At 36.4% G+C, this 23,622-nt stretch carries 24 protein-coding genes and 2 pseudogenes; all 26 read right to left on the bottom strand.

The window, feature by feature from the left end; all coding sequences use genetic code 11:
* Positions 1–28: 28 nt before the first annotated feature.
* Positions 29–874, bottom strand: a complete 846-nt coding sequence (locus JCM19034_RS06860; protein ID WP_082393822.1) for a carbohydrate ABC transporter permease — start codon at positions 872–874, stop codon at positions 29–31.
* A 46-nt stretch (positions 875–920) separates the two neighbouring features.
* The gene (locus tag JCM19034_RS06855) at positions 921–1,802 is read right to left on the bottom strand and encodes a carbohydrate ABC transporter permease (protein WP_062048382.1); all 882 of its coding nucleotides are present in this window, start codon (positions 1,800–1,802) and stop codon (positions 921–923) included.
* Positions 1,803–1,916: 114 nt separating this feature from the next.
* The gene (locus JCM19034_RS06850) at positions 1,917–3,185 is read right to left on the bottom strand and encodes an extracellular solute-binding protein (protein ID WP_062048380.1); all 1,269 of its coding nucleotides are present in this window, start codon (positions 3,183–3,185) and stop codon (positions 1,917–1,919) included.
* Between the two features lie 910 nt (positions 3,186–4,095).
* Positions 4,096–4,554 carry a DUF5392 family protein gene (locus JCM19034_RS06845; protein ID WP_062048378.1) on the bottom strand — a complete coding sequence of 153 codons (459 nt, stop codon included), beginning with the start codon at positions 4,552–4,554 and terminating at the stop codon, positions 4,096–4,098.
* A 153-nt stretch (positions 4,555–4,707) separates the two neighbouring features.
* Positions 4,708–5,387 (bottom strand): annotated as a pseudogene (locus JCM19034_RS06840) (zinc metallopeptidase).
* Between the two features lie 16 nt (positions 5,388–5,403).
* Complete coding sequence (locus JCM19034_RS21635) at positions 5,404–5,565, bottom strand: hypothetical protein (RefSeq protein ID WP_156323907.1); 162 nt, start codon at positions 5,563–5,565, stop codon at positions 5,404–5,406.
* Positions 5,566–5,778: 213 nt separating this feature from the next.
* Positions 5,779–6,153 (bottom strand): cell wall metabolism sensor histidine kinase WalK, encoded by a 375-nt coding sequence (locus JCM19034_RS06835; RefSeq protein ID WP_062048376.1) that lies wholly within the window; start codon positions 6,151–6,153, stop codon positions 5,779–5,781.
* An 11-nt stretch (positions 6,154–6,164) separates the two neighbouring features.
* On the bottom strand, positions 6,165–7,154 hold the full coding sequence (locus JCM19034_RS06830; protein ID WP_062048374.1) for a histidine kinase dimerization/phospho-acceptor domain-containing protein: 990 nt from the start codon (positions 7,152–7,154) through the stop codon (positions 6,165–6,167).
* A gap of 1 nt (position 7,155) precedes the next feature.
* Positions 7,156–7,824: a response regulator transcription factor gene (locus tag JCM19034_RS06825; RefSeq protein ID WP_062048372.1), complete on the bottom strand. Its 669-nt coding sequence runs from the start codon at positions 7,822–7,824 to the stop codon at positions 7,156–7,158.
* Between the two features lie 603 nt (positions 7,825–8,427).
* The gene (gene ggt, locus JCM19034_RS06820) at positions 8,428–9,900 is read right to left on the bottom strand and encodes a gamma-glutamyltransferase (RefSeq protein WP_231686849.1); all 1,473 of its coding nucleotides are present in this window, start codon (positions 9,898–9,900) and stop codon (positions 8,428–8,430) included.
* Positions 9,901–9,935: 35 nt separating this feature from the next.
* Positions 9,936–10,058, bottom strand: coding sequence for a hypothetical protein (locus JCM19034_RS23990; RefSeq protein WP_269431670.1), 123 nt, complete (start codon positions 10,056–10,058; stop codon positions 9,936–9,938).
* A 16-nt stretch (positions 10,059–10,074) separates the two neighbouring features.
* The gene (locus JCM19034_RS06815; RefSeq protein WP_062048365.1) at positions 10,075–10,923 is read right to left on the bottom strand and encodes a fumarylacetoacetate hydrolase family protein; all 849 of its coding nucleotides are present in this window, start codon (positions 10,921–10,923) and stop codon (positions 10,075–10,077) included.
* Positions 10,904–11,920 (bottom strand): annotated as a pseudogene (locus JCM19034_RS06810) (amidase); the annotation flags it as partial. The pseudogene JCM19034_RS06810 and the gene JCM19034_RS06815, both read right to left, overlap by 20 nt.
* The gene (locus tag JCM19034_RS22955; RefSeq protein WP_231686848.1) at positions 11,917–12,111 is read right to left on the bottom strand and encodes a hypothetical protein; all 195 of its coding nucleotides are present in this window, start codon (positions 12,109–12,111) and stop codon (positions 11,917–11,919) included. The gene JCM19034_RS22955 and the pseudogene JCM19034_RS06810, both read right to left, overlap by 4 nt.
* Before the next feature lie 37 nt (positions 12,112–12,148).
* Complete coding sequence (locus JCM19034_RS22950; protein WP_231686847.1) at positions 12,149–12,886, bottom strand: CdaR family transcriptional regulator; 738 nt, start codon at positions 12,884–12,886, stop codon at positions 12,149–12,151.
* A 56-nt stretch (positions 12,887–12,942) separates the two neighbouring features.
* Positions 12,943–13,809: a PucR family transcriptional regulator ligand-binding domain-containing protein gene (locus JCM19034_RS22945; protein ID WP_062048362.1), complete on the bottom strand. Its 867-nt coding sequence runs from the start codon at positions 13,807–13,809 to the stop codon at positions 12,943–12,945.
* A 26-nt stretch (positions 13,810–13,835) separates the two neighbouring features.
* Positions 13,836–14,459 (bottom strand): cysteine hydrolase, encoded by a 624-nt coding sequence (locus JCM19034_RS06795; protein ID WP_062048359.1) that lies wholly within the window; start codon positions 14,457–14,459, stop codon positions 13,836–13,838.
* A gap of 66 nt (positions 14,460–14,525) precedes the next feature.
* Positions 14,526–15,602 (bottom strand): ABC transporter substrate-binding protein, encoded by a 1,077-nt coding sequence (locus JCM19034_RS06790; protein ID WP_062048356.1) that lies wholly within the window; start codon positions 15,600–15,602, stop codon positions 14,526–14,528.
* A 15-nt stretch (positions 15,603–15,617) separates the two neighbouring features.
* Entirely contained in the window at positions 15,618–16,412 is a 795-nt protein-coding gene (locus JCM19034_RS06785) for an ABC transporter ATP-binding protein (RefSeq protein WP_062048354.1), read from the bottom strand.
* 1 nt (position 16,413) lies between these two features.
* A complete protein-coding gene (locus JCM19034_RS06780) occupies positions 16,414–17,241 on the bottom strand; it encodes an ABC transporter permease (protein WP_062048352.1) in 828 nt (275 codons plus the stop codon).
* Positions 17,242–17,267: 26 nt separating this feature from the next.
* Positions 17,268–18,275, bottom strand: coding sequence for an amidohydrolase family protein (locus JCM19034_RS06775; RefSeq protein ID WP_062048350.1), 1,008 nt, complete (start codon positions 18,273–18,275; stop codon positions 17,268–17,270).
* Positions 18,272–19,318 (bottom strand): ring-opening amidohydrolase, encoded by a 1,047-nt coding sequence (locus JCM19034_RS06770; protein ID WP_062048348.1) that lies wholly within the window; start codon positions 19,316–19,318, stop codon positions 18,272–18,274. Before JCM19034_RS06770 ends, JCM19034_RS06775 begins: the two co-directional genes overlap by 4 nt.
* A gap of 425 nt (positions 19,319–19,743) precedes the next feature.
* On the bottom strand, positions 19,744–20,529 hold the full coding sequence (locus JCM19034_RS06765) for an ABC transporter permease (protein ID WP_231686846.1): 786 nt from the start codon (positions 20,527–20,529) through the stop codon (positions 19,744–19,746).
* A gap of 5 nt (positions 20,530–20,534) precedes the next feature.
* On the bottom strand, positions 20,535–21,449 hold the full coding sequence (locus JCM19034_RS06760) for an ATP-binding cassette domain-containing protein (protein ID WP_062048346.1): 915 nt from the start codon (positions 21,447–21,449) through the stop codon (positions 20,535–20,537).
* Between the two features lie 6 nt (positions 21,450–21,455).
* Entirely contained in the window at positions 21,456–21,641 is a 186-nt protein-coding gene (locus tag JCM19034_RS06755; RefSeq protein ID WP_062048344.1) for an HU family DNA-binding protein, read from the bottom strand.
* Between the two features lie 570 nt (positions 21,642–22,211).
* Positions 22,212–23,576 carry an MFS transporter gene (locus tag JCM19034_RS06750; RefSeq protein WP_231686845.1) on the bottom strand — a complete coding sequence of 455 codons (1,365 nt, stop codon included), beginning with the start codon at positions 23,574–23,576 and terminating at the stop codon, positions 22,212–22,214.
* Between the last annotated feature and the right edge of the window lie 46 nt (positions 23,577–23,622).

The raw sequence follows: 23,622 nt of genomic DNA, 5'->3' as shown, positions 1-23,622 counted from the left end.
TTTAGCACAATTATATCTGAGAGCAGTTTTAGCCTTTTAAACCTGCATTTAATTTTATTGCTTGAACAAAATATTTTTGAGCAAAGAAGAAGAGCAACAGTGTTGGAATGATCGCTAAAATGGCTGAACCCATTAATTGTCCAATCATTCGATAGTTACCATAAACATCTTGTAGTAATAATAAACCTGCCGTTACTGGCATTTTCTGTACATCAGTGTAAACGATAACTGGCCAGAGGAAATCGTTCCATGAACCGACAAAGGAAAATAAACCACATACAATCAAAATTGGCTTAATGAGTGGAACGATTATACTAATAAAGATTCTAAAATCACTAGCCCCATCGACACGAGCTGACTCATCTAATTCTTTCGGTATCCCCTTCATAAACTGTCTAACCAGGAAGATATTTGCCATTCCTGCTACACCTGGAACAATCATTGCCCACGGTGTATTTACCCAGCCAAGTATGTCAATAATCATATAGGATGGAATAATGTTAACAACATTCGGGAAAAAGGAAATAGCTAACAATGTAAAAAATAAGATATCTCGACCTTTAAAATTCATACGAGTATATCCGTAGCCTGTAATTGCAATGACGATAACAACTAAAAGCGTATGTGTTGTCGCAATAAAAATTGAGTTCCAGATCCACTGCAAAATTGGAGCTGTTGATGTATTTTCCAATATTGCAACATAGTTATCTACGATCCAGTTTACCGGCAACAAGCGAAATCCCGTACTAACAACTTCTGTTTGAGAACGAAATGATGTCGTAAACCCGTACAAAACAGGTAAGAGCCATATTGCACTTACTAATATGAGAAAAAAATACGCTAAATATTTTGAGAGTTTAAGATTTTTGAACATTTGGTTATCCCTACCTTTCTTAATCAAAATACAATCTACACAACACTTAAGAAGTGGAATGGCGGTTCATTAAATAATATTGAATTGCAGAGATAACTAAAATGACCAATCCTAACAATACTGCCATCGCCGAAGCCATACCGGCAATAGATTCACCATGACTAAACGCCAAATCACGAATGTACATCATTAAAACAGTAGTCGTTTGACGTGGTCCACCTTCTGTCATCATTAATGGTTGTGCAAATACATTAAACGCACCAGCGGTTGTCATTATTAGTGTATAAATAAGCGGGAATTGTATAGACGGTAACGTAATACTAAAAAATTTCCGAACAGGTCCTGCACCATCGATCTCTGCCGATTCGTATAACTCCTCGGATACTCCACTTATAGAAGCACGATAAATAATCATATTTCCACCAATACCAGCCCAAACCGTTATGACAACGATCGTGATCCAAGCATATGGCTGCGTTGATGTCCAGACAATATCAGATCCAAAAAGATTATTAACAATCCCTAATTGTCTATTAAAAATTAGACCCCAAATTAGAGTAGCTGCAGAAATCGAGATAAGTCCTGGTAAAAAGATAAATGTTTGAAAGATATTTTTCATTTTCACTTCTTTATGTTCCAAAGAAGCAGCTATTAATAATGGAATAATAATCATAAATGGAACGCTAAAGAAGACAAAAATAAACGTATTTTTCATCCCATTAAAAAATTGACGGTTAAATGTAGACTCCTCATTAAAGAGAATCGTCCGATAATTGTCTAAACCAACCCAAACAGGATCTGCTACCATATTCCATCTTGTAAAAGATGCGTAGATCCCATAAATAGACGGTATTAAAATAAAGACGACAAATAATATTAAATGAGGACCTATAAAAACCAACGGAGCCCAATTGATCTTTTTTTCCACCGTTATACAACCTCCTTTGTGTAAGAAAACAAATGGAGTGTCTTTTGGACAGACTCTCCTTTGTTTAAATGTAATGTGCCATTCAAAATAAATGGCACATTACTTGCAGTACATCTATTCTTCTTCTTCCTCTAATTCTTCTATTACAGTTTCTAAATCTAACGTTCCTTGCTCAACACGATCAACAACAAATGACTGCATTTCAGCAAGACCTTCATCAATATCCATTTGTCCATGAATTAAGTCAGGTGCATACGTGTCCACTGCTTCTGCTACATATGGGTAGTGCTCATACGTATAAATATATAATGAGTTTTCTTGTTTCTCATTTTTCGTAAAGAAGTGTTGCATATAATTCTCATACTCTGGACTTTCAATAACATCAACACTTGCTACAATTTGACCAGCTTCAGCCCACTCCATTGAATTTTCACGGACAAATTCTAGGAAATCAGCAATAACGGCTACTTCTTCTTCTGTACGCTCGTCACTCTTTAACATCGAAAATAAGTGAGAAGACGCTCTGTTATGGAACACATCTGGTTCAAATGCATAAATGTTTGTTACTCCGAAATCTAAATCTTCAACCATTCCATGCCCAAGCGAACTCCAAGTTCCGTCTGTTGAGAAGATTACATCCCCTGATTGGAACAATAAATAGCCATCCTCACCATATGGTGTCATTAATCCTTTATCAGCTAACTCTTTAATCGCTTCAATTGCTTGCTTCATTTCAGGAGTATTTACGGCAGGATTGCCATTCTCATCTTCAACATCGCCACCTAAGTTTTGAAGTTGTGCCATAATAACCCAACCAATTAATGCATCATTTAATACGTATTGCCCTTCATCTAATTGCCCTTGCAATTCAAGCATTTCATCAAAAGTGACAACGTCATCATCTAACCAATGCTCTACACCATACTTTTGTAAAAGTTCTCTATTATAATACATGGCACTACCATGAATATCCAAAGGAATCGTATAAACGGTTCCGTCAACAACTCCTGATGTCCAAGCTTCTTCAATATAATTTTCTTCTTTTAATTCAGGCTGTAATGCCATAACCTCATCCATTGTCTCAAGTAAATCTTGTTTAACGAAGTTCGGTACACGATCTGCGTGAATTAATGTTAAATCCGGAATCCCACTTCCAGAATTCAATACCGTGTATAAGTTAGTATACAAATCCGATGTTACAACATGATTGATTTCAATTTCCGGCTCAGTTTCATTAAACGCTTGTACAATCGCGTCCATATTCGCACCATCTTCACCTGTTAATGGTGTCCAAAAATCAATTTTATTTTGGCCACCGCCACAAGCAGCTAATACAACAACTAGAAACGAAATTCCTAATAAAAAAGTGAGTTGCTTATTCATTGTTTCTCCCCCTTTAAAATAACTAACTTCTTAACTTACTCATATAATTGAATAGCTTGTTGGTCATTATTTTGTTCAATGGCGCCGTTTTCATACGTTTGAATAAAAAATGACCACCTTCACTTCTTCAAATAGTACAAATTACAACATGTCTTTTGTACGAACATGCCCTAAAATGCAAACGCTTATATAATAATTTGTACTTATGAGCTGTTGTAAGTTATTATATTATAACTCTATTGTGATTAGCAACAATTTTCTCATCATTTTTATTAATTATTAATGTTATTATTATAGTTAATGTTTTTATTTACATTAAATAGATACGTACAGTTCATTAACATTATAGTTACTGATAAGATTTTGCATTTTTAACGCTTTAATAACTATTATACTAAGCAATTGTGTCATTCTCATTAACTTATTTCAATAAAAAGTTTCACATAATAATTTAAATGTATCATATAATTATTTAATAAACATATTTATATAATCCATTGAGTTTATTTAACTATTATATTACTTATATAATAAATATTAATTATATTATAAGAATTAATCTCCATATTATTAAATTTATGTATACTGTAAGTAGACAACTTACTATCTTTTATTCTAATTTTTATCGTAGCTAATTACTCAAGTGAATAATTAATCAATTTAACTTAACATAATTTCCAGTTACGTGTGTTAATCAATATTTTGTTTTCCTTAACACTTTATTTCATTAATTATATAAATTTTCTCTAAATAGTGATGATCCATATGAGAGGAAGTCTTATATAGGAGTATTACCTTTAAAACTATGGGGATTATTGAACAGAAGCAATTGAAAATAAAAAAGGTGGAGTTCATAAACTCCTATCCCTTTTATCCATGATCACGTTTAACTAGTAAAGAAAGCACATTATTATTTACCAATTTTACTCTCCTCCATTTTTTTTACTCGTTCTTCTTGTTCTAAAAATTGACAAAAGGTATTGAGTCCTCTAACTGGGTCGGAATGTAATTGATCTAAGTAACGATCTTTCGACGATTCCGAAATAAGAGAGCTTTTCAAAATTCTATTTGACATATACTCTATGCTTTTGCTCACCGTTTCTTTATTTATATGCATTGATTCTTTAAACAAAGCTAAGCCTAATGATCCCGCTATCGCCGCTAGTAAAACGACGAGTAACAATTCCTGTCTAATCCCCAATTGAAAGAAGATTATCCCTAAGTAAAGTGTCGAAAAAGTAATGAGTGGAATGGATATAAAAGTATAAATACTGCTTTTTCGAATAAATGGTTTAACTTCACTTTGTATTTTAACCAGTTCTTTTGAAATATAGGTTGAGTATTTTTCGTTTACTTTGAAAGACAGCATCTTTTTCACCTCTTGATTACTTTTTCATATTAAAAGTGGCATGAGCACCTAGTGTGTTATTGGACATGGCCAAACTAAAAGTCTTGAGTTCCTCAAATGATGGAAGTCCCGGTTTTCATATATGATGTCCCTTCATTTATAATAAGAATAATGTTATCTTCTATTTCGAAAAATCATAATAAATTTGATTAATTGTAAAATCGCCATTAACGTGCTGGCAACATAAGTCAAAGCTGCTGCGTTTAGTACATTTCCAACCCCTTTTTCTTCACGATTCGAAATAAACCCAAACTCAATGAGCTTCCTTTTGCACGATGACTTGCATTGAATTCAACCGGTAACGTAACAACTTGGAAAAGAACAGCACCAGCAAACAATGCAATTCCAATTCCTATTAAATTGGTTAAATTAAGTAAAAAACCTCCTATAAACAATAATGGTGCTAACTGTGAACCAAAATGAGCTACTGGAAATAGCCGGTGACGTAACACAAGCATTCCAAATCGTGTATCATCTTGAATCGCATGCCCTACTTCATGAGCAGCAACTGCTAACGATGATATTGAATTCCCTTCATAAACTGGTGCAGATAATCGAACGGTTTTAGCCGTAGGATCATAATGGTCAGAAAGAGCACCGTTACGTGAACGTTCAACCTTAACATGAGAGAGATCTTCCTTTTCTAATATTATCCGTGCTACCTCTGCCCCTGTTAAACGAGATGAGGCCGTCACATTTGACCATTTTACAAAGGTTCCTTTCACTTTTGCTTGTGCCCATAACGCTAACCCTAAAGCTGCAAATATTAAAAAGTCCATCGGATGAAAAAACATAAATCTCACTCCTTTATTATCTCATGGAACCGAATGACTTCCTTTTACAGCATTCAGCTTCAATTCCTCGCTCTCTTAATTCCCTTACGATTTGTTTAACTGGTTTCGGTACAATTGCATCAACAAATTGTTCCAACGAGTATTTATAATCATTATTGCCAACAATTCCATTTTTCATCTTATCATCAACTCCAAGTAGGATAAATCTCTGTACTTATTATAAATGCAGAATATGAACTGAAGATGAACTGACATTAGTAAAAGTATGAAAAATGTTGGATCGCTTAACAATCTCGTGCTCAAGCTTAATGGTAGTATATGCTTGTCTGAAAGTGGAACCTTTTAGACAAGCTTTGAATCATTTTACATCTTTCGTTTTTCTCTAATTGATTTAAGACAAACCCTCGAGCGTATTATTACGATTTGGTATTCGAACAATAAAGATCGATCCTATTCCCTGCTCACTAATGATCTCAATTGGGAAATGATGGATGTCGAGGATGCGCTTTGCAATTGATAAACCTAGACCACTCCCGTTTGTTGAACTGCTTCTAGCTTTGTCAACTTTATAAAAGCGGTCAAACAATTTCGGTATCGCACCTTCTGGTATCCCTTTTCCAGTATCTTGAATTCGTACAACAATATCTGTTATTTCTAGTTTCATTCCAATCGTAACTTGGCCTTTGGAAGAAGTGTACTTAATCGCATTTGTAATTAAATTTAGCCAAACTTGCTCCATTAAATCTTGATCCGCATGTATATTCATTTCTTCTAATTCTAAAGATATGTGAATATTTTTTTCTTTCCATAAGGCTCTGTCGCGACAACAATTCGTCTAATCTGTTCACCTAACCGATAAGTTTCAGGATGATAAGGGTGTTGCTCGGAATCGAGTGAGGCTAGTCTTAACAAGTTTTCGCTTAGGCGTGATAAACGTCCTGTTTCTTGATAAATAATATCTAAATATTCTTTTTGATGTTGCTTTGGAACAACTTCATCTTTAATAGCCTTTGTAAAACCCCTAATCGATGTAATAGGTGATTGAATTTCATGTGAAACACTACTAACAAAATCTTCACGCATGTCATCAATCTTCTCCATTTCCGAAGCCATATGGTTAAAACTAGTTATTAATTCTCCAACTTCATCTTTACGTTTATCTTTAATTCTAACTGAAAAATTCCCCTTAGCCATCTCTTTCGCAGCTTTTGTTAGTTGTTTAATCGGATTCACCAAATACCGCGATGCTAATAAAATGAGAATGCTTCCAATTAACATTACAAGGCATAATGAGAAGAAAACAACTTTTTTAATGCTATTCAATTCATTTTCATAATTAATATAAACGAAAAGAGCATGCCTTTCGTCCATTATCAAAACAGGTAATCCTACAATGCGAATTGCTTCTCTTCCTTCATAAGGCAATATATACGATTCCCCTTTATCCAAATACATTACTTGACTAATCAAATCAGTAGAAAGCAGATTGCTTATCTCCCCATTTTTTTCATACACATCACCTTGTTCGTTCACGATTACAGTTTTAAATAAATACGAATCAATTGTATCCATCAATTGTGGAATCGTATCAACTTCTGTTAGTTCGATTATTTCTGCTACACCTTTAGTTATATTATCTATTTCACCATCAAAGATCACTTCGCGATGAAAAAAAACGGAAGAGAGGAAGAAGGCACTCACAAGGCTTATCGTAACAATCCCAATAAAGATTAAAACAATACGAACATACAAGCTTTTATTTAACACCTTACACCTCCTCTAGCCGGTACCCGAGGCCTCTTACTGTTGTAATTGCTAAGTCAGGAAACACATTGACATTCTCTCTAAGACGTTTAATATGTACATCAACCGTTCGTTCGTCTCCTTCATAATCAAATCCCCATATTTTTTCAATCAACTGTGCTCTAGTAAAAATTTTCCCTGGAATACTTGCTAGTACAAATAACAATTCACATTCTTTCTTCTTTAGTAAAATTGAATGTTCATCTGAGCAAACAATATGTTTTTCTAAATTTATAGTAGTCGAACCAATTGTAACTTGGTTCTCTGTTGCGATATTATACCTTTTTAATAGTGCTTGAACTCTTAAAAGTAATTCAAGTGGATCAAATGGTTTTACGACATAATCATCCGTTCCAGCACGAAAAGCTTTGACTTTATCTTTGGATTCACTTTTAGCTGTCACCATTAATATCGGAATATCTAAATAGGAGCGTATATCCTCCGTTAACTCAATCCCATCCTTATTCGGCATCATTACATCAACAATTGCTAGATCTACTTGCTCACCTGAAATAATTTCCAATGCTTCCTTACCATCAACAGCTTCAATAACTTCGAACTGACTATTTTCTAAATATAGCCGAATTAATTTCCGAATATGCGGATCATCATCAACAACTAATATTCGATTCATTTCATCCCAACTTTCTTACAATATAAATTAATTATATACAAGAATAGCACAGTAATATGAACTGATTATGAATTCACACTCATCTCAGCATTTAGAGAATGTATAGCGAAAAACGTATATTCGTCAGATTCTGATTCACAAAAAAGTATTCCACGTAAAGAGTTAGTAGCAATATTCAGACGTGTTGGATAGAGTTCGTAAACGATGAGATTATAATGATTATAGTTGGGTTTTTAAACAAAAAACCTAGTCTCTAATAAGAGGACTAGGTCAGTCTGTCGACAAAGTCTCGCAAAAGCGAGACGGTCAACAAGTTTTTTAAAAAGAGATTTGTCACGATACAGCACTTCGAACCCGCTTTTGAGGATGAGGGGCACGCTTTCTTCAGGAGGGAGTTGAACTAACTGGCACGCCGGTGGATTTCAACCTACCCTTTCCTCCTGCAGGAATCGGCCCACCCATAGCAACGTATCAACTATTATCACAACATCATCTGTTATTATTCATATCAATAATATTCATAATTACAACTACTTTATTTTCAAAAAGTATATTGTGAATGTACAAAAGATGAATTATGATTTTATATTGTTAGTTATTCTTCTAAAAACCTATTGCCATTCCATCCCCTCTCGGATCGGCTCCCCCATGTTTCATTCCAGTTTCCCTATCGATTAAAATCGCTCCAGCATGCCCCATAATGTCGGTAAAAGGGGCAACGATTTCCGTTGGATGACCTCGTCGTTTCAATTCATTGATAACTTGCTTTGAAAAACGCGACTCAATCTTAATGTTATTTGATTCTGTTCCCCACGTCCGACCGTATAACCACCTTGGTGCTTCAATTGCTTCTTGAGGCGTCATACCGTAATCAATCATTCTAGTTACAAGTGCCGCTTGAGTTTGTGGCTGTCCTTCGCCACCCATCGTACCATATATAAGAACTGGTCCTGTTTCATCAACAATGATAGCCGGATTTAGTGTATGTAACGTACGTTTACGAGGCTCTAGTTTGTTGACATGCTCCGGTTCTAGTGAAAAGAAGCTACCGCGATTTTGCAAAAGCACCCCTGTTCCTTTTGAAATAATACCAGAACCAAAATCATGGTAAATACTTTGAATGCAAGAAACAGCATTGCCTGCTTGATCAACGACACCAAACCAAACTGTATCTCCTTTTGGATCGAGAAGTTTTTCATAATTAAATGAAGTGTCCATTTGAATTTGCTTCGCTAACTCTTGTGCTCTATTAACAGAAAGCAAGTCTTTAATAGGTATATCAGAAAAAAGAGGATCGGTTAACCATTGATCACGATCACGAAAAGCAAGTTTTGTCGCTTCAACTATAACATGAAGATAATCTGCAGAACCTTCTTCAATGTGATGAAGGTCAAACTGATTTAACATGTTTAAGATGGCCAATGATGTCATTCCTTGAGTATTAGGTGGAAGATTATACGCAGTATAATCACGATACGGAACAGAAAGAGGCTCCATCCACTCCGATTGATGAGTAGAGAAATCATCCACTGTCAAAAGACCCCCATTATTCTTTAGGTCATCAATAATCGCTTTTGTTATAACTCCTTCATAAAAGGAACGAGCACCCTTTTCAGCAATTTCTTCTAACGTACAAGCCAAATCACGTATTGTCATTAATTCACCATACTGAAAAGGCTGATTATTGTTATTTAAAAAGATCCTTTTAAATTCTTCATAGTTTTGTAAATTCGTTTGATCGTTATAAATATTATTAACGGTCCAATGATATTGGCTCGGTGTAACCGGAAATCCGTCTTTTGCATAAGTAATTGCTGATTTTAGTAAAGTAGACCACGCGAACGTACCAGACAAATACCTTTGTGAATAGTGATAGATTTTTTCCCATCCATCAACAACACCCGGAACTGTATTTGCTGCTAAATATCCTCTCGTCGGCACTTTCGTATAACCTTGATCTCGATAAAAGGAGATAGACGCCCGCTCGCCGGCTCTCCCACTTGCATTAAGACCACTAATTCGTTTATGCTTTGCATCATGAATAAGCCAAAAGCCATCACCACCTATTCCATTCATATGAGGATAGACAACGGCTAAAGTTGAGGCTACAGCTATTGCTGCTTCAAGGGCATTGCTCCATCATGTAAGACAGAAACTCCTGCTTGTGAAGCAAGATAATGTGGACTTGAAACCATCACATTAGATGCCATCGTTGTTGGCCGGTACGTCTTCATACTCTATGCCTCCTCCCTATTGTTGCTTAGTTACATTAACTAAAGTCTGATTCCCAGTAACATGTGCCTCGACGACATCACCGTCTCTTATTACGACAGCCCCTGGTGTCCCTGTTAATATGACGTCTCCTGGTAAAAGTGTCATCACTTTTGAATGAAACGCAACGATATAATGAGGATGATAGCGCATATGCTCTACACTATTTTCAAACTGGACATGATTGTTCAACACAGTAGATATTGTTAATTCTGACAATTCCTCTGCTTCATTTATTAGTAAATAAGGTCCAAAACTTAAAAACGTATCAAAGCTTTTGGCACGTGTTAAATAACGGTGATTTTCAGCATGGATATCTGCCTCAGTCATATCAAGAGCAGACGTATACCCAACAATGTATTTCTGTGCATCATCTTCATTTATGTCTTTGCAACGCTCTCCGATGATAATCGCTAGCTCTGCCTCAGCTGTTGTATTGGTCGATCCTTTAGGAATGTGAATTGTATCATTCATTCCGATTATACTAGTATCTGGTTTCATGAAGCTTACTGGGTCAGTATAAGCTGTAACGTGATCAGGCTTCCCATCCAAGTAATTCATCCCTATTCCCCAAATTTTTCGCGGCTGTCGGTAAAGTGGTGCTAGCTGTGTTTCTTTAAACTCTACCTTCTCATAGCTTGCTATTTGCTTACTATGCTCATACCATTCGGTTACCTCTTTTATCGTTTGATCTATAATCAATTCAAAAACAGTTGTTGGCCATTGTTTCTCTTCTAATTTATTGATTGTTTCAATTAATAGATATCCCTCATTTGTTACGATTGCTGCCTGTTCCTTCTGGTGATAATTAATAGTGGCTAATTTCAATTGTAGATTCCTCCAGTTTCTTTTCTTCTCTTTCAAATTGTCTCACCCAATCAAGCATTACTAAATCTTGCTTCGGTGCCCCAATTAACGACAATCCTACAGGAAGACCATTAACTTGCATATAAGGCAAAGACACTTGTGGAGCACCTGTTATTCCACTAATACACGTCATTAGTAATGTACGTTTACGCTGTTTCTCTAACTGCTCTCCATTTGCATGTAACGGTGGTGCGATAGAAGGTGATGTCGGCATTATAATAAAACAATCATTATCTACTAGCTGTAATAACTGATCTTTGCAAGTTTCCTGCTCCAATTTCGCTTGTTCATATTCAGCCTTAGTAATCGTACTTGACCACTTAAATCGTTGGTCAATATCTTTCCCAAAGCTCGGCTGATTCTCCTCGATCCATCGTCCATGCTCTTGCCATACTTCATAACCTTGCAATGTTCGAAAAGTATGTAACCAATGCTCTATTCCGTCTGACCCAATCCGACGAGATTCGATGTTTTTCACAAACGCTTTTACTTTTTCAATTTGTTTGGCAAATGCCTGTTGGCACTCGTTGCTGCAAAGCTCTAGTATATCCTCTGGTACAATCATTCTTTCAATTGAGTGTTTTTCTTTGCTTTGTTCAATTAAATGTGAGCCTATTTCAATAAGTAGATCAATCTCTCTTGTCATCCATCCTACCGTATCGAATCGCCTCGCAAGCGGAATCACTCCATTTATTGAAACTGCTCCATGCGTAGGTCTAAACCCATAGACACCACAATAGCTTGCGGGAATTCGAACAGATCCACCTGTGTCTGTACCAAGTGCGAAATCAACTGCACCTGAGGCAACCGCTACTGCTGAACCACTAGATGAACCGCCAGGTATTCGTGTAATATCTGTTGGATTAACCGGTGTTCCATAATGAACATTTTCACCATTTAAACTAAACATCAGCTCATCTGTATGAGTGGTGCCTTCTAAAACGGCTCCTTCATCTAATAACCTTTTGACGACGACTGCATGATCCCTCGCTGCTGTATGAGTCTTCTCCCAATCAGGTTACCAGCTCCAGCAATAAGCCCTTTCACAGCAAAAACATCCTTTACTGCAAATGATTTTCCCTTAAATAACCCTCGATCTGTTTCAACTATGTTTAACTGATCTTGTCTAAACGCATTCCATTTATCCATTGCTTTCCTCCTTAATTATCAACTTTCCTATAGCCTGCTAAGAATACTTCTGATGAACAAACGGTCTTACTTTTTCTGATTGAATTTGTTTCATTTTTCTAAGTTTCAAGGCAACTTGTAATTCTAGACTTACTTCCGGATCATCAATCGTAGCATTTAATAACGACGAAATTTTTTCCATACGATAGACGACCGTATTGTAATGCGTGTACAGATCTTCTGCTGTTTGACGAATATTGCGGTTTGCTTGAAAATAAGCTTCAAGTGTTTCAATATAGTTAACTGATTTCTTTGACGCTTTTTCTAATACACCTAAAATTTCTTCAGTATATTGAACTAGCTCATCATTTTCTGGAATTAAATAGAGCAATCGAAATAGATGTAAATCTTGATAATGAATAACCTTTTGCTCTGTCGTATAATGTTGACGGATTGAGTTCACCTTAACAGCACGATTGTAGCTTTCATGAATCCCCTTGATCGTCTTTACTTCATCACCAACACATAGTGTATAGCGATCTTGTATATTTTTATAGCTCATGAAGCGATCCACTTCTTTTTTAATGGAAACGAAACTTTTGTGCAGCGACTTTTGAGTATAGTCAATTAATAATAAAGTAAATTCACCTAATAAAACCGTTCCAAACAGTTGCCCTTTTATTGCCTTCGATAACGTCGCAATCATATAAGAAAATTCTTCTTTTAGTATCGTTTTGTCTTCTACGTCAATCACAAGTACTTGAAACCATTTTTTTTCAAAATCTAATTCTAACATTTGCGTTCTAACTTCCAGATCCACATCAGAAGTTATTTCCCCTAATAGTAGATCTTTTAAAAATTGGTTAATATATTTTTTTCAATTTTATTTCTCGCAGCAATGTTTGCAAGTTCCATGTTTAACAACGTACTTACTTTTTCAATCGTTAAACAATCTACTTCTGTTAGTTCATAATTCGTTTCGATGCAAGCAATAAATGCAGTATGATTCAATGTCGAATCAGCTATGAGCGGGATCGCAATGGCTGAGAATGTTTCATCTCTAATCGTTATTTTCCTTAATCCACTACCAGCCTTTTTTTCTAATAATTGTGCTACTTTTTTTAATTCATAATCTTCCAATACTTCTTCTAGTAACGGAGCAATAATCTTTCGTTCATAATCATAAACGACCACTGGATTACCGACCAATTCTTCTAAAAGATAAATGACATCTTTAATATCTTTGCCAGCTGCAATTTCTTTTGTACATTCTTGAACGCGATTATATAACGTAATTAAGTGCTCAGACTCTTGATAAAATACTTCTTCCATCGCAACCCTAACAATATCTGAAAATACTGCTGTTGGTAGAATCTCAACTACAGGAAATTGCAAATCATTAGCCTTATCAATAAAGCTTTGTGGGATTTCTGGAATAAATCGTTGAACTTTAATGCCAATCCCTGCTACATTTTTTTCTTTTAATTGAGGCAGCATTGCCACAAGCTTTTCCATTTGGTCACGAAATGGATAGCCTGTCGTCATAATAAATTCTTGCGGTCTAACAAAATTTAATACATCAGGAGAGCCAATGATATTTACACGACTTATCACTTGATTAAAGTTTTCTTTCCCCGCAACAAGTCTTGCTCCTTCTAAAGGTCCAAGTTCAAGCAATCCTTTAACTGTTAATCCTCGACGATTCATTACATCAGTCACCTGAACCACCTCCAACCGAATTAGATTCACCTTACCCCATATAATTCATGCCATTCATCACTTAAAATGACGATACCAAAATGTCGCTCAATTGTTGTAAGAGAAGGCTGATAAGCATCTTTAAACGCACACGTTGTCGCGTCTTTAATTACTACAACATGATAATCACGTTGATGGGCATCTCTTGCCGTTGATTCGACACATGTATTCGTATTAATTCCTATCAGTATTAACGTTTTTATATGTAATGATTGTAATAGTTCCTCAAATGCAGGATTTAAAAAAGCACTGTACCGATGCTTCTCAACTACATAATCACCAAACTTAGGCTGCAATTTATGATAAAACTCACTCCCCCATGTTCCTTCTCGACAGCTATTAGGATGTTTTCTAGCTTTTCTTCTTTGAACCCAAGCACCTTCTTTATCATTTTCTGTTGTATGGACCATTCTTAAAAAAATGACAGGTATGTTCTCATTACGTGCTCGTTCGATCAAGGAAATAATGATCGGTTCAAGTGCTTGATAATGATTAACACAAAATCCCGATTGATGAAAAGCACCACCATTTGCGACGAAGTCATTTTGCATATCAACAACAACTAAAGCTGATTGCAACGTTTGGCATAAATATTTTGAATCATATGGCAAAATTATCTCCTCCTGCTATATAGGACGAATGGTTCAAAGGGATTCTCCCTTTGAACCTCTCTTCTTTTATTCAAAAAATTCATTTGTGAAATAGCGTTCAACGTCATAACGTTCTGAAATTAAATCACTTATTTCTAAAATATCTAACGTATCCTCCATATTCTCTTTTGACATCCATCCATAAGGTACGTCTTCAAACAAAGCAATTTCTTCTAGAAATTCTAGCTGCATAAGGGCTGTTTCGGCGTCCATCGCATCCGGGAAAAGTTCCATCACTAATTCTACAGTTTCTTCTTTATTAGCAAGTGTATATTCAAACGCCTCATCAATAGCAGCTAAAAACCGTTTCACCGTATTCGGATTATCTTCTAAAAACGACTCATTTCCGATCAATGTTAAACCAGCTAAGTCATAGCCAAAATCTGCTAAATAAAGTGACGTTAACTCTACATCTAATTCCTTCTCAAAGAGCGGGTATTCGTTTGTCGAAAAGATGGCAACCGCATCAACTTCTTTAGTTAAAAACAAGCCGTTGCGAGCTGAGCTTTCAACCTGTACAGAATTAACTAATGATTCATCAACTTCATTACTTTCTAAGAAAAATGGATACACATTTGTAAAAGTTGAGGCTATCGCCATCGCAATGCTTTTTCCTTCTAAATCCTTCGGTGTCTCAACTGGTGTATCTGGATGTGAGGCAATCATGATTGGAGAACGGTTCATATAGGAAGCAATCATTTTAATAGGCATTCCTTCAACGAGCCCCTGTGATGGCTCAACGGTTGAAGTAACACCAAAATCATCCTGTCCTTGAGCAACAGCTTGCATCGTACTAGTTGAACCATTACCTTCTAGCACATCCACATTCAAGCCATATTTATCAAAAAAACCTTTCTCTTGTGCAACAAAAAATGGTGAGAATTCGCCTTTAAAGCGCCAATTTAACCGTAATGTTACATTTGTTACTTCAGGTTCTCCAATTGTGATTCCATCTCCAGTGTTACCCTCGCCAATCTCTTCATTCGAATCATTCATACCAGATAACTGATCTTCTGTCTTCTCTATGGCATCACTTTTACCGCAAGCAGCTAATGTTACGATCAATAGCAGCATTAGTAGTAAGAATTTTAAAAAAATTTTCATAATTATTTCCCCCTTTTATGCTTCAGCTAAAATCCCTTGTGATTGGAAGATGGAGCGAATCTCACGGACATGTGTATTGAAATATGAATTTGCTCGTGATTCGCTACTTCTTGGTCGTTCCAATTCTATTGGTATTTCCTTTAAAATAGTTCCAGGTCTCCCAGACATAACAACAACCTTATCTGATAAAAATACCGCTTCTTCTATGCTATGAGTAATAAAAATAGTCGTAAATCCATATTTGTCAGATAACTTTAATAAGTCATACATCATTTGTTCACGAGTTAACGCATCTAGTGCTCCGAAAGGTTCATCCATCAGTAAAAGCTTGGGATCTTGAATAAGAGCACGACAAATGGCAACCCGTTGTCTCATACCACCTGAAAGCTCATGTGGATATTTGTCTTCAAATCCTTTTAATCCAACTGACTCTAACAATTCTAATGCTTTTGAACGATTCGTTTGCCGGCTAGGTCGATCAAACCACGTTATCCCCTTTAATTCGAGTGGAAATAAAACATTATCTAAAATTGTCCTCCATGCTAGTAGAACATCCTTTTGAAAGACAACAGCGACGCCATTAGCAATTTTACCAAGTGGCTCTTCATTCAAGTACACATTTCCACTTGTTGGTCGATCAAGTCCCGCAATAATTCTCATGATGGTACTTTTCCCACAACCGCTTGGACCAACGACAGATAGAAATTCTCCTGGTTTCACCGAGAGATAGATATTTTTTAATGCTTCGACATTTCCGGTTCTCGTTTGAAATACTTTTCCGACATTTGCTAGATCTAATTTAATAGCCATTTTATCTCCCTCCTCCGGCTTTATTTTCGTGGTACCAAGGCATAAGTATTCGTTCGAATAGATGAACAATACTGAATAATAGCATCCCGATAATCGCTAGTGCGACTAATGTTGCAAACACAAGCGGCGTATCTAACCGGGCATTTGCGGTTAACTGTAAATAGCCAAGCCCATGCTCAGAAGCAACAAACTCTCCGACAATTGCACCAACAACTGCTAAAGTTATCCCTACTTTAAACCCACCAAATAAGTGAGGTAAAGCGTTAGGGAGGCGAAGATAGAAGAAAACCTTCCATTCTGAGATACCAATTGATTTTCCTAAATCATGCATATCTTTGTCCAATGACCGAAAGCCAACAACTGAGTTAATGACGATTGGGAAGAATGAAATTAAACAGGCAAGCAATATTTTAGTCGTTAAACCATAGCCAAACCAAATGACTAGAATTGGTGCAATCGATACCATCGGTATACATTGAATTCCGATTAAAATTGGATATAAGGAATTAGCCAGATAACGAGAATAGACGATTGAAATTGCTAGCGGGATGGCGATGACTAGGCTTAGACTAAACCCTAGTAACACCTCTGTCACTGTCGTGATTGAATGTGAAAATAACATTTGAAAATCTAGTACAAATCGTGTCCCAATATCTAAAGGAGATGGCAAAAGATAACTCGGTATATCTAATAAAATCGTCAACATTTGCCATACTACCACTGCACCTAATAATGTAAGCAACGCCCAAACAAATCTAGGAATTGTCACAACTCGTTTTTCACTCCTATCTATTTTTTTCATAATAGCCACTTCTGTCTTACTCTCCATTTACGTATCCTCCCTTCAAATAAAGATTACAGAGCAACCTGCGCTTTAAGTGATACAGGTGCTGGTGCCTCGGCTAACAATTCACTTTTGAGCTTTAGATCATACGTCGGATAATATTTAATTTCCTTTAACCTCTCTTGCACCGTTTCTAGATCGGGCCGAGCTGACAGCCAATTGATGATTTCACTCATTTCCTCAGGCTCGTAAAAACGCTGTACATATGCAAGCAATTGACCGTATTGCAGCATATTGCCACTTCCTAGCGGGTTGAAATGATCACGTAAATTATCTGAACCAATCTGAATTTTTACTCCAGCATTAGCTAAATCCTTTACTCGAGTTAAAGATCGTGTTGCAATCGCGGTTGGACAAGTTGTCACGGTCATTCCTGAATCCGCAACTGCTTCTATCGCCTCCATCGCTACTTTTTCTTCAACGTTAGCAAGTGAACAACAATGAATGGCCGTAACCTTTGAGCCAAGTCCATGTTCCTTCGTCACCTTTGCTAAATAAGGAAGGTTAAAATCATCAATCCGACCTGTTTCATCTGTATGAAATTCAATCCAATCAAGATTGGCTAGAGAAGCTAATTGAATCGTTTTGTCAATATGTTTCTGGCCTTCTTGATCCATACTTGTATGTCCACCAATCCCTTGAACACCTAACTGCACTGCTTCTTTTAATAACACTTCAGTCTCAGGATAACGATCAAATCCCTCTTGATTGAAAGCGATCAAATCGATTACAATCCGGTCTTTCCATTCTTCTTGTAATTCCTTCAGTGCTTCAACCGCCCTTAATTCAAATAATGGATCAACATCAACATGAGTCCGTACATATACGGTTCCATAATATTGCATTTTCGCTAATGCTTTTTCAGCTGCTTCCTTTATTTCTTTTTTGGTCATCAACATTTTTGCCTCTCGTGTCCATTCTGCTCGAGTTGGTGCAGGTGCATCTTTATAACGAAAGGGCGGAGGTAAGAACCCTTTATCAATGTGAGCGTGATAGTTCATCCAACCTGATAATTTCATAGAGCATCCCCCTTTACGCGAATAACAGGTGAAACTAAATTAGAACCTTGTGGTCCTTGATGCTCAGATCCAGCTGAACATAAAATACGCGTTTCCCCAACGAAACTACCAACAACCGCATTGGCAACAGCTTTCGCTAATATACCTGAATGCATTGCTAATGCATCGGTGTGCATTGTATGCCGCTTTCCGCGAACGGTAGACAGTGCATCCGCTCCTGCATTTACAAATACTTGGACAACCCTTTCCCTCTCCTCATCAGATAAAGGTGTACCGCCTTCTAATCCAGCATTTACAAAGGCTTCTCTTAACCCATTCAGATCAAGAGCATCTTCCATTACACCAGCCCCAATGTATAAATCACTTGAGGAGGAACGTGAATTTCCCATAACGATAACACGAGCGGAAACCTGCTCCTGCCCGGCAGATACAGAGGTTTTTAAAGAAAAAAGAGAGTGATCTTGATTTAAGCTATCCTGAGAAACTTTATGACGTTCGATCTCCTTTAAAGCAATGGCAGACCCTAATGCTGAAGCGGCCTTCGCTAAACTCCCTCCGTCTCCCCACGGACATTTCACCTCCACACATTTCACATCTTCAAAAGAATCGATATTTGCCTCTTTCATCGCTTGTATTACTGCTTCAGTCACATAATCAACTTGCTTTACTGTGCCTATTTCATTACGTTTCAAAATCGGTGTCGATGCCACCCCGAAGGCAAATCGTTTCTCTTCTGAAACCCATTCAATACAATCGTCCTCTTTGATAAAAAGAGTATAATGCGGCGTCATTAAACCACCTGTTTTCCCAATCATCATCATTGGAATTTGCTCAAAAACGTCCTCTTTACTTATTTCTAAATATGAAGATAGTAGATTTTGAAACGCTAAAGTCGCATACCCTCTTGCATAGCCGTCTCCTTCTGTTTGTGCAATGATCGCTTTAATTGTTTCTGCTTTCACTTTCCCTTTCTCTAGTAACGATTGTAAAGAGGATACATCACCTGGATGCTCCATATCACAGCGAATTAATTGATAGTTCATCTGTACCACCTCTGTTTTCTTAGTAGCTTTTTTTCTATGACATTATGTTAGCACTTAGAAAACAGAGATTAATTAGGGCAACTTGACATAATTGAATTTCTTTTTTGTTGAATATTGATAATTTTATAGTGTTTCGTCAGATTATTTCTACTTTGTTGTAAGTTTATCTACTGAAAAAGACCAAGCGTTGTATCATTACCGACACAAAAAAGACAGAGCATCTATGACTCTGTCTTCTAGTTCATATAAATATTTGATATAAAAAACCTTTAATTAGAACAAACACTTCTCCCTCATCTGATAATGAACAGAGTTAAATTGACTTTTTCTCATTTCATATCAACACTTCATTTTATGTGACAATCTAACTTTACTATTGTTGGAATATATCTTTTTGAACGTTTCCACGGTTCATACTTGAAAAATCAACTTTTGAAAAAGCAAAGGTTGAAAGGATTAAAAACAGTAAACCGAAACGCCACAATGATCCAAATACTCATTTGTGGTGTAATGATAAAAGTATGAACTTCAAAAGCAAGCTGTTCAACGAGTAATTCATCAATTGGCTGAGACATTTTTTCTAAGCTAAGGGTACGAAAGAAAGAGGCGGCATAGGTCATTGGGTTAAATAAAGCCAACATTTGTAGCCCTTCTGGAAGTAAACTAAGAGGTATATAGACACCGCATAAGAACGTAACCGGAATCGTAATAGCAGTTGAAGCAATTTGAAATGTTTGTGCATTTTTTATCGATGCTGCTAAAAAGAGGCCAAACGATGAAAACACAAGACCAACAAATATCATAAACGCAACTAATGCAATTGGCGTAAACACTGAAGTATAAGTCATACCAATAAAGGCACCGACTATTAAAATCATGATCCCCTGAAATGTTGCTATCGTTGTTGATGCTAAAATTTGTCCAATCGCAATTTGAACTCGTTTTACCGGACTTACCAAAATTTCTTTCATATAACCTGAAACAATATCATCAATCGTCGAAGTCGCAATATTTAGTGAGGTTTGAAAAACGACAATAATGATGATCCCTGCTAATACATAACTAACCGTATTTGTAATTTGTGTGCTTTGAAAAATAGCACTTAATAGATACAAATAGAAAATTGGCATAATCAAAATAAGTACGAGTTGAACACGATTACGTATAAACAATCGTACATGTCGACTCCACAATGCAAACACGACTCGCATTCTATTTACCCCCTCATCTCTTTACCTGTTATCGTAAGGAAGACATCATTTAACGTTCCTTTCTTAATTTCAATATCAGAAATTAGCGGCTGGTATTTTGTTAAAAAGCGGATTAATTGTGAAGAATGTTCAACTTCAATATTGAATGTATTTCGATTCTTTTCGTAACGAAAGCCTTCGTCAGTTAACACTGCAGCAAATTTAACTGGATCATCACTCACAATCGCAGCTCTATCTTTCGTGTACAATTGTTTTAATCGTTGTGGAGTATCAAGTGCAACAATTTTTCCATGATCCATAATGGCTACTTGATCACTGATTTCAGCCTCATCCATATAATGAGTCGTTAAGAAAATCGTCATCTGATGCTCCCTTTGAAGCTTGATTAAATACTCCCATATATTCGCTCTCGTCTGAGGATCGAGACCTGTCGTCGGTTCATCTAGAAACAACACCTTTGGAAGGTGCAAAAGACTTCTCGCTATCTCAACTCTTCTCTTCATCCCTCCTGAAAGTTGTTGAATCATCGCTTTTTTCCATGGAAGCATTTCAACCAACTCTAATACAAATGTTATTCTTTCCTTCATTAATGTTCGAGACATATTGTAAAAGTGCCCATGCATCATTAAATTTTCTTCAACAGTCATTTTTGCATCTAATGTAGAATCTTGAAAAACAACGCCAATCATCTTTCTCACTTCTTCCTTCTGCTCACTTACATCTTTTCCATCAATTAATAACGTACCAGCGTTCTTATCAACAATCGTACATAGCGTATTTATAGTCGTACTTTTTCCTGCCCCATTAGGCCCTAAGAAAGCAAAAATAGTACCACTTTCCACTTCAAAGGACACATGATCAACGGCCGTAAAGTTGCCGTATTTCTTTACAAAATCATCGACAACGATAATCGGAACCAACGTAAATCACCCTTTCCTTTTATTGAAAAAGCTTACTAATTGTTGTACTTTATCCAGAGCATCCCCAAACCCCTTTGAATGGGCTAACTCGTCACTTAGCACCTCTTCAAAAGCGTTTAATACTCTTTCACAAATATCTTTTTCTACACCTGACTGTCCTGATACTAGATGTACCAATTCCTCTTTATTCATTTGAATCATCTCCTTCTAATTTGCATCTTTTGATCATCTTGATTTTGTGACATTAGAATATGAAAAAGTTATTCAGGAACTTTTAAACCCGAGTTTTTTGCGACGCGTTCAACGTCCGTAACTCCCTTATTTATAAAGCACCTGACAATCCCATCCATTACTTCCACTTTCGATTGAAAGTAGTAATAAACGTCCCTTTAGCAATTCCTATTTCCCCCAATATGTCTTGATAAGTCGTTCCAGCAAAACCTTTCGTTTTTTTCATTGCACCGTTGTACTGTATTTTTTATTACCCTCAATAAATCACCTCACCTATAGACCGACTGTCGGTCTATAGAAATGTTACCATCGTTTTATTTTACATGTCAACACTACATGTAAACCTTCTAAAAAAATTACTTATCATTACATCGTTAGTTTTAGGACACATATTATCCAAGACTTATCAAATCCATTCAGGATACGTGCTTCCAATCTTAATGAAAAAAGCCAATAAGGAGACCCAGCTCCATTATCGGCTTTATGAACTATATATTCCTAATCATCCATTCTTTCTTTCATTTAATTCTTTCAAAATGCTTGGATAGATTTTATCCAATTTATAAAAGCTAAGATTGTAAGCTGTATAACTGTAAAAATAACAGGAACCCAGACAAACAAAAATACAATCATTGTAATAGCACTACTAGACTGCTCCACTGCTCCACCTACATAACCACTTGCAGCTAGACACCAGCCCATAATAGCAGCTCCTAAGCCCATACCAACCTTTGTACCAAAGCTTCCAGCACTGTAAACAAGACCTTCCGTACGCACCCCACTTTTCCATTCACCATATTCAATTGTATCAGCAAGCATGGCAAAAAACGATGCTGCTACTGGTACTCCACCAATGCCTCGAATGACAGAACCTATTAAGACAAATAAGAAATTAGTTGGATCAATTAATATTACAACAGTTCCTAATAGTCCAAACAATAAACCGCCAATCATTGAATTCCGTTTACCAAATTTTTTTATAATTGGACCAACAAAGATTAAGCCAATGACTACAGGGAACATTCCTGCTAATCCTAGCGGGCCTACTAATGCCGGATTATCTAAAATGTATTGAGCGTAATATACACCTAATCCTCCTCCAAGGCCGTTACCTGTATATATTACTAAGGCAAAAATAACTGCTAATACCCAATATTTATTTTTTAATAATGATTTCACACCAACTTTTAGTGAAACGGTATTCTTTGATTGTTGTACGTTTTCAATTCTCTCTTTGGTCCAAAAAAAAGTAACAAGAAACAGAATACCAGCTAGGATTCCAAAAAGAGCAAATGTAATTGACCAGCCTTGCTTTCCACCACCAAAAAAGTCTACTAGCGGGATTGTTACATTCATAATGATTATTGAACCAACAACAGCCATAAACATTCTGAAAATATTTAAAGACGAACGCTGGTATTGATCTTGAGTAATTCGGGCATTTAAAACACCGTATGGAATGTTTATAGCTGTATAAATAATATGAACAATGTTATACGTAATTGCGATATAGATAAGCATACCAACTGGACCAAAATCAGGAACAGTAAATAAAAGAAATGCAGATACTGCATATGGAATTGCCATCCACAAAAGCCATGGACGAGCTTTTCCATGTTTTGACGTTGTCTTATCAACCAAAGCTCCCATTCCAATATCCGTAAATCCATCTAAAAATCTCGAAACTAAAATAATCGTTCCAACGATCGCTGCAGATGCACCTGCTACATCCGTATAATAAAACAACAAAAAGGATGATACTGCCGCAAAGACCAAATTACTGGCTAAGTCCCCTAATCCATAACCAAACTTTTCTTTAAAGTTTATATTACTGCCTTGTGAAGGACTGCCTCCATTTGCAAAATTCTCTTCTTCTTTACGTAATGCTCCTGCCATTTCACTTCCCCCTATCATAACAATGTCTAAATTTTGATGTGTTAGT

The sequence above is a fragment of the Bacillus sp. JCM 19034 genome, from assembly GCF_001310635.1.
Taxonomy (GTDB): domain Bacteria; phylum Bacillota; class Bacilli; order Bacillales; family Bacillaceae_D; genus Halalkalibacter.
This window is presented reverse-complemented; position numbering and strand designations above follow the sequence as displayed.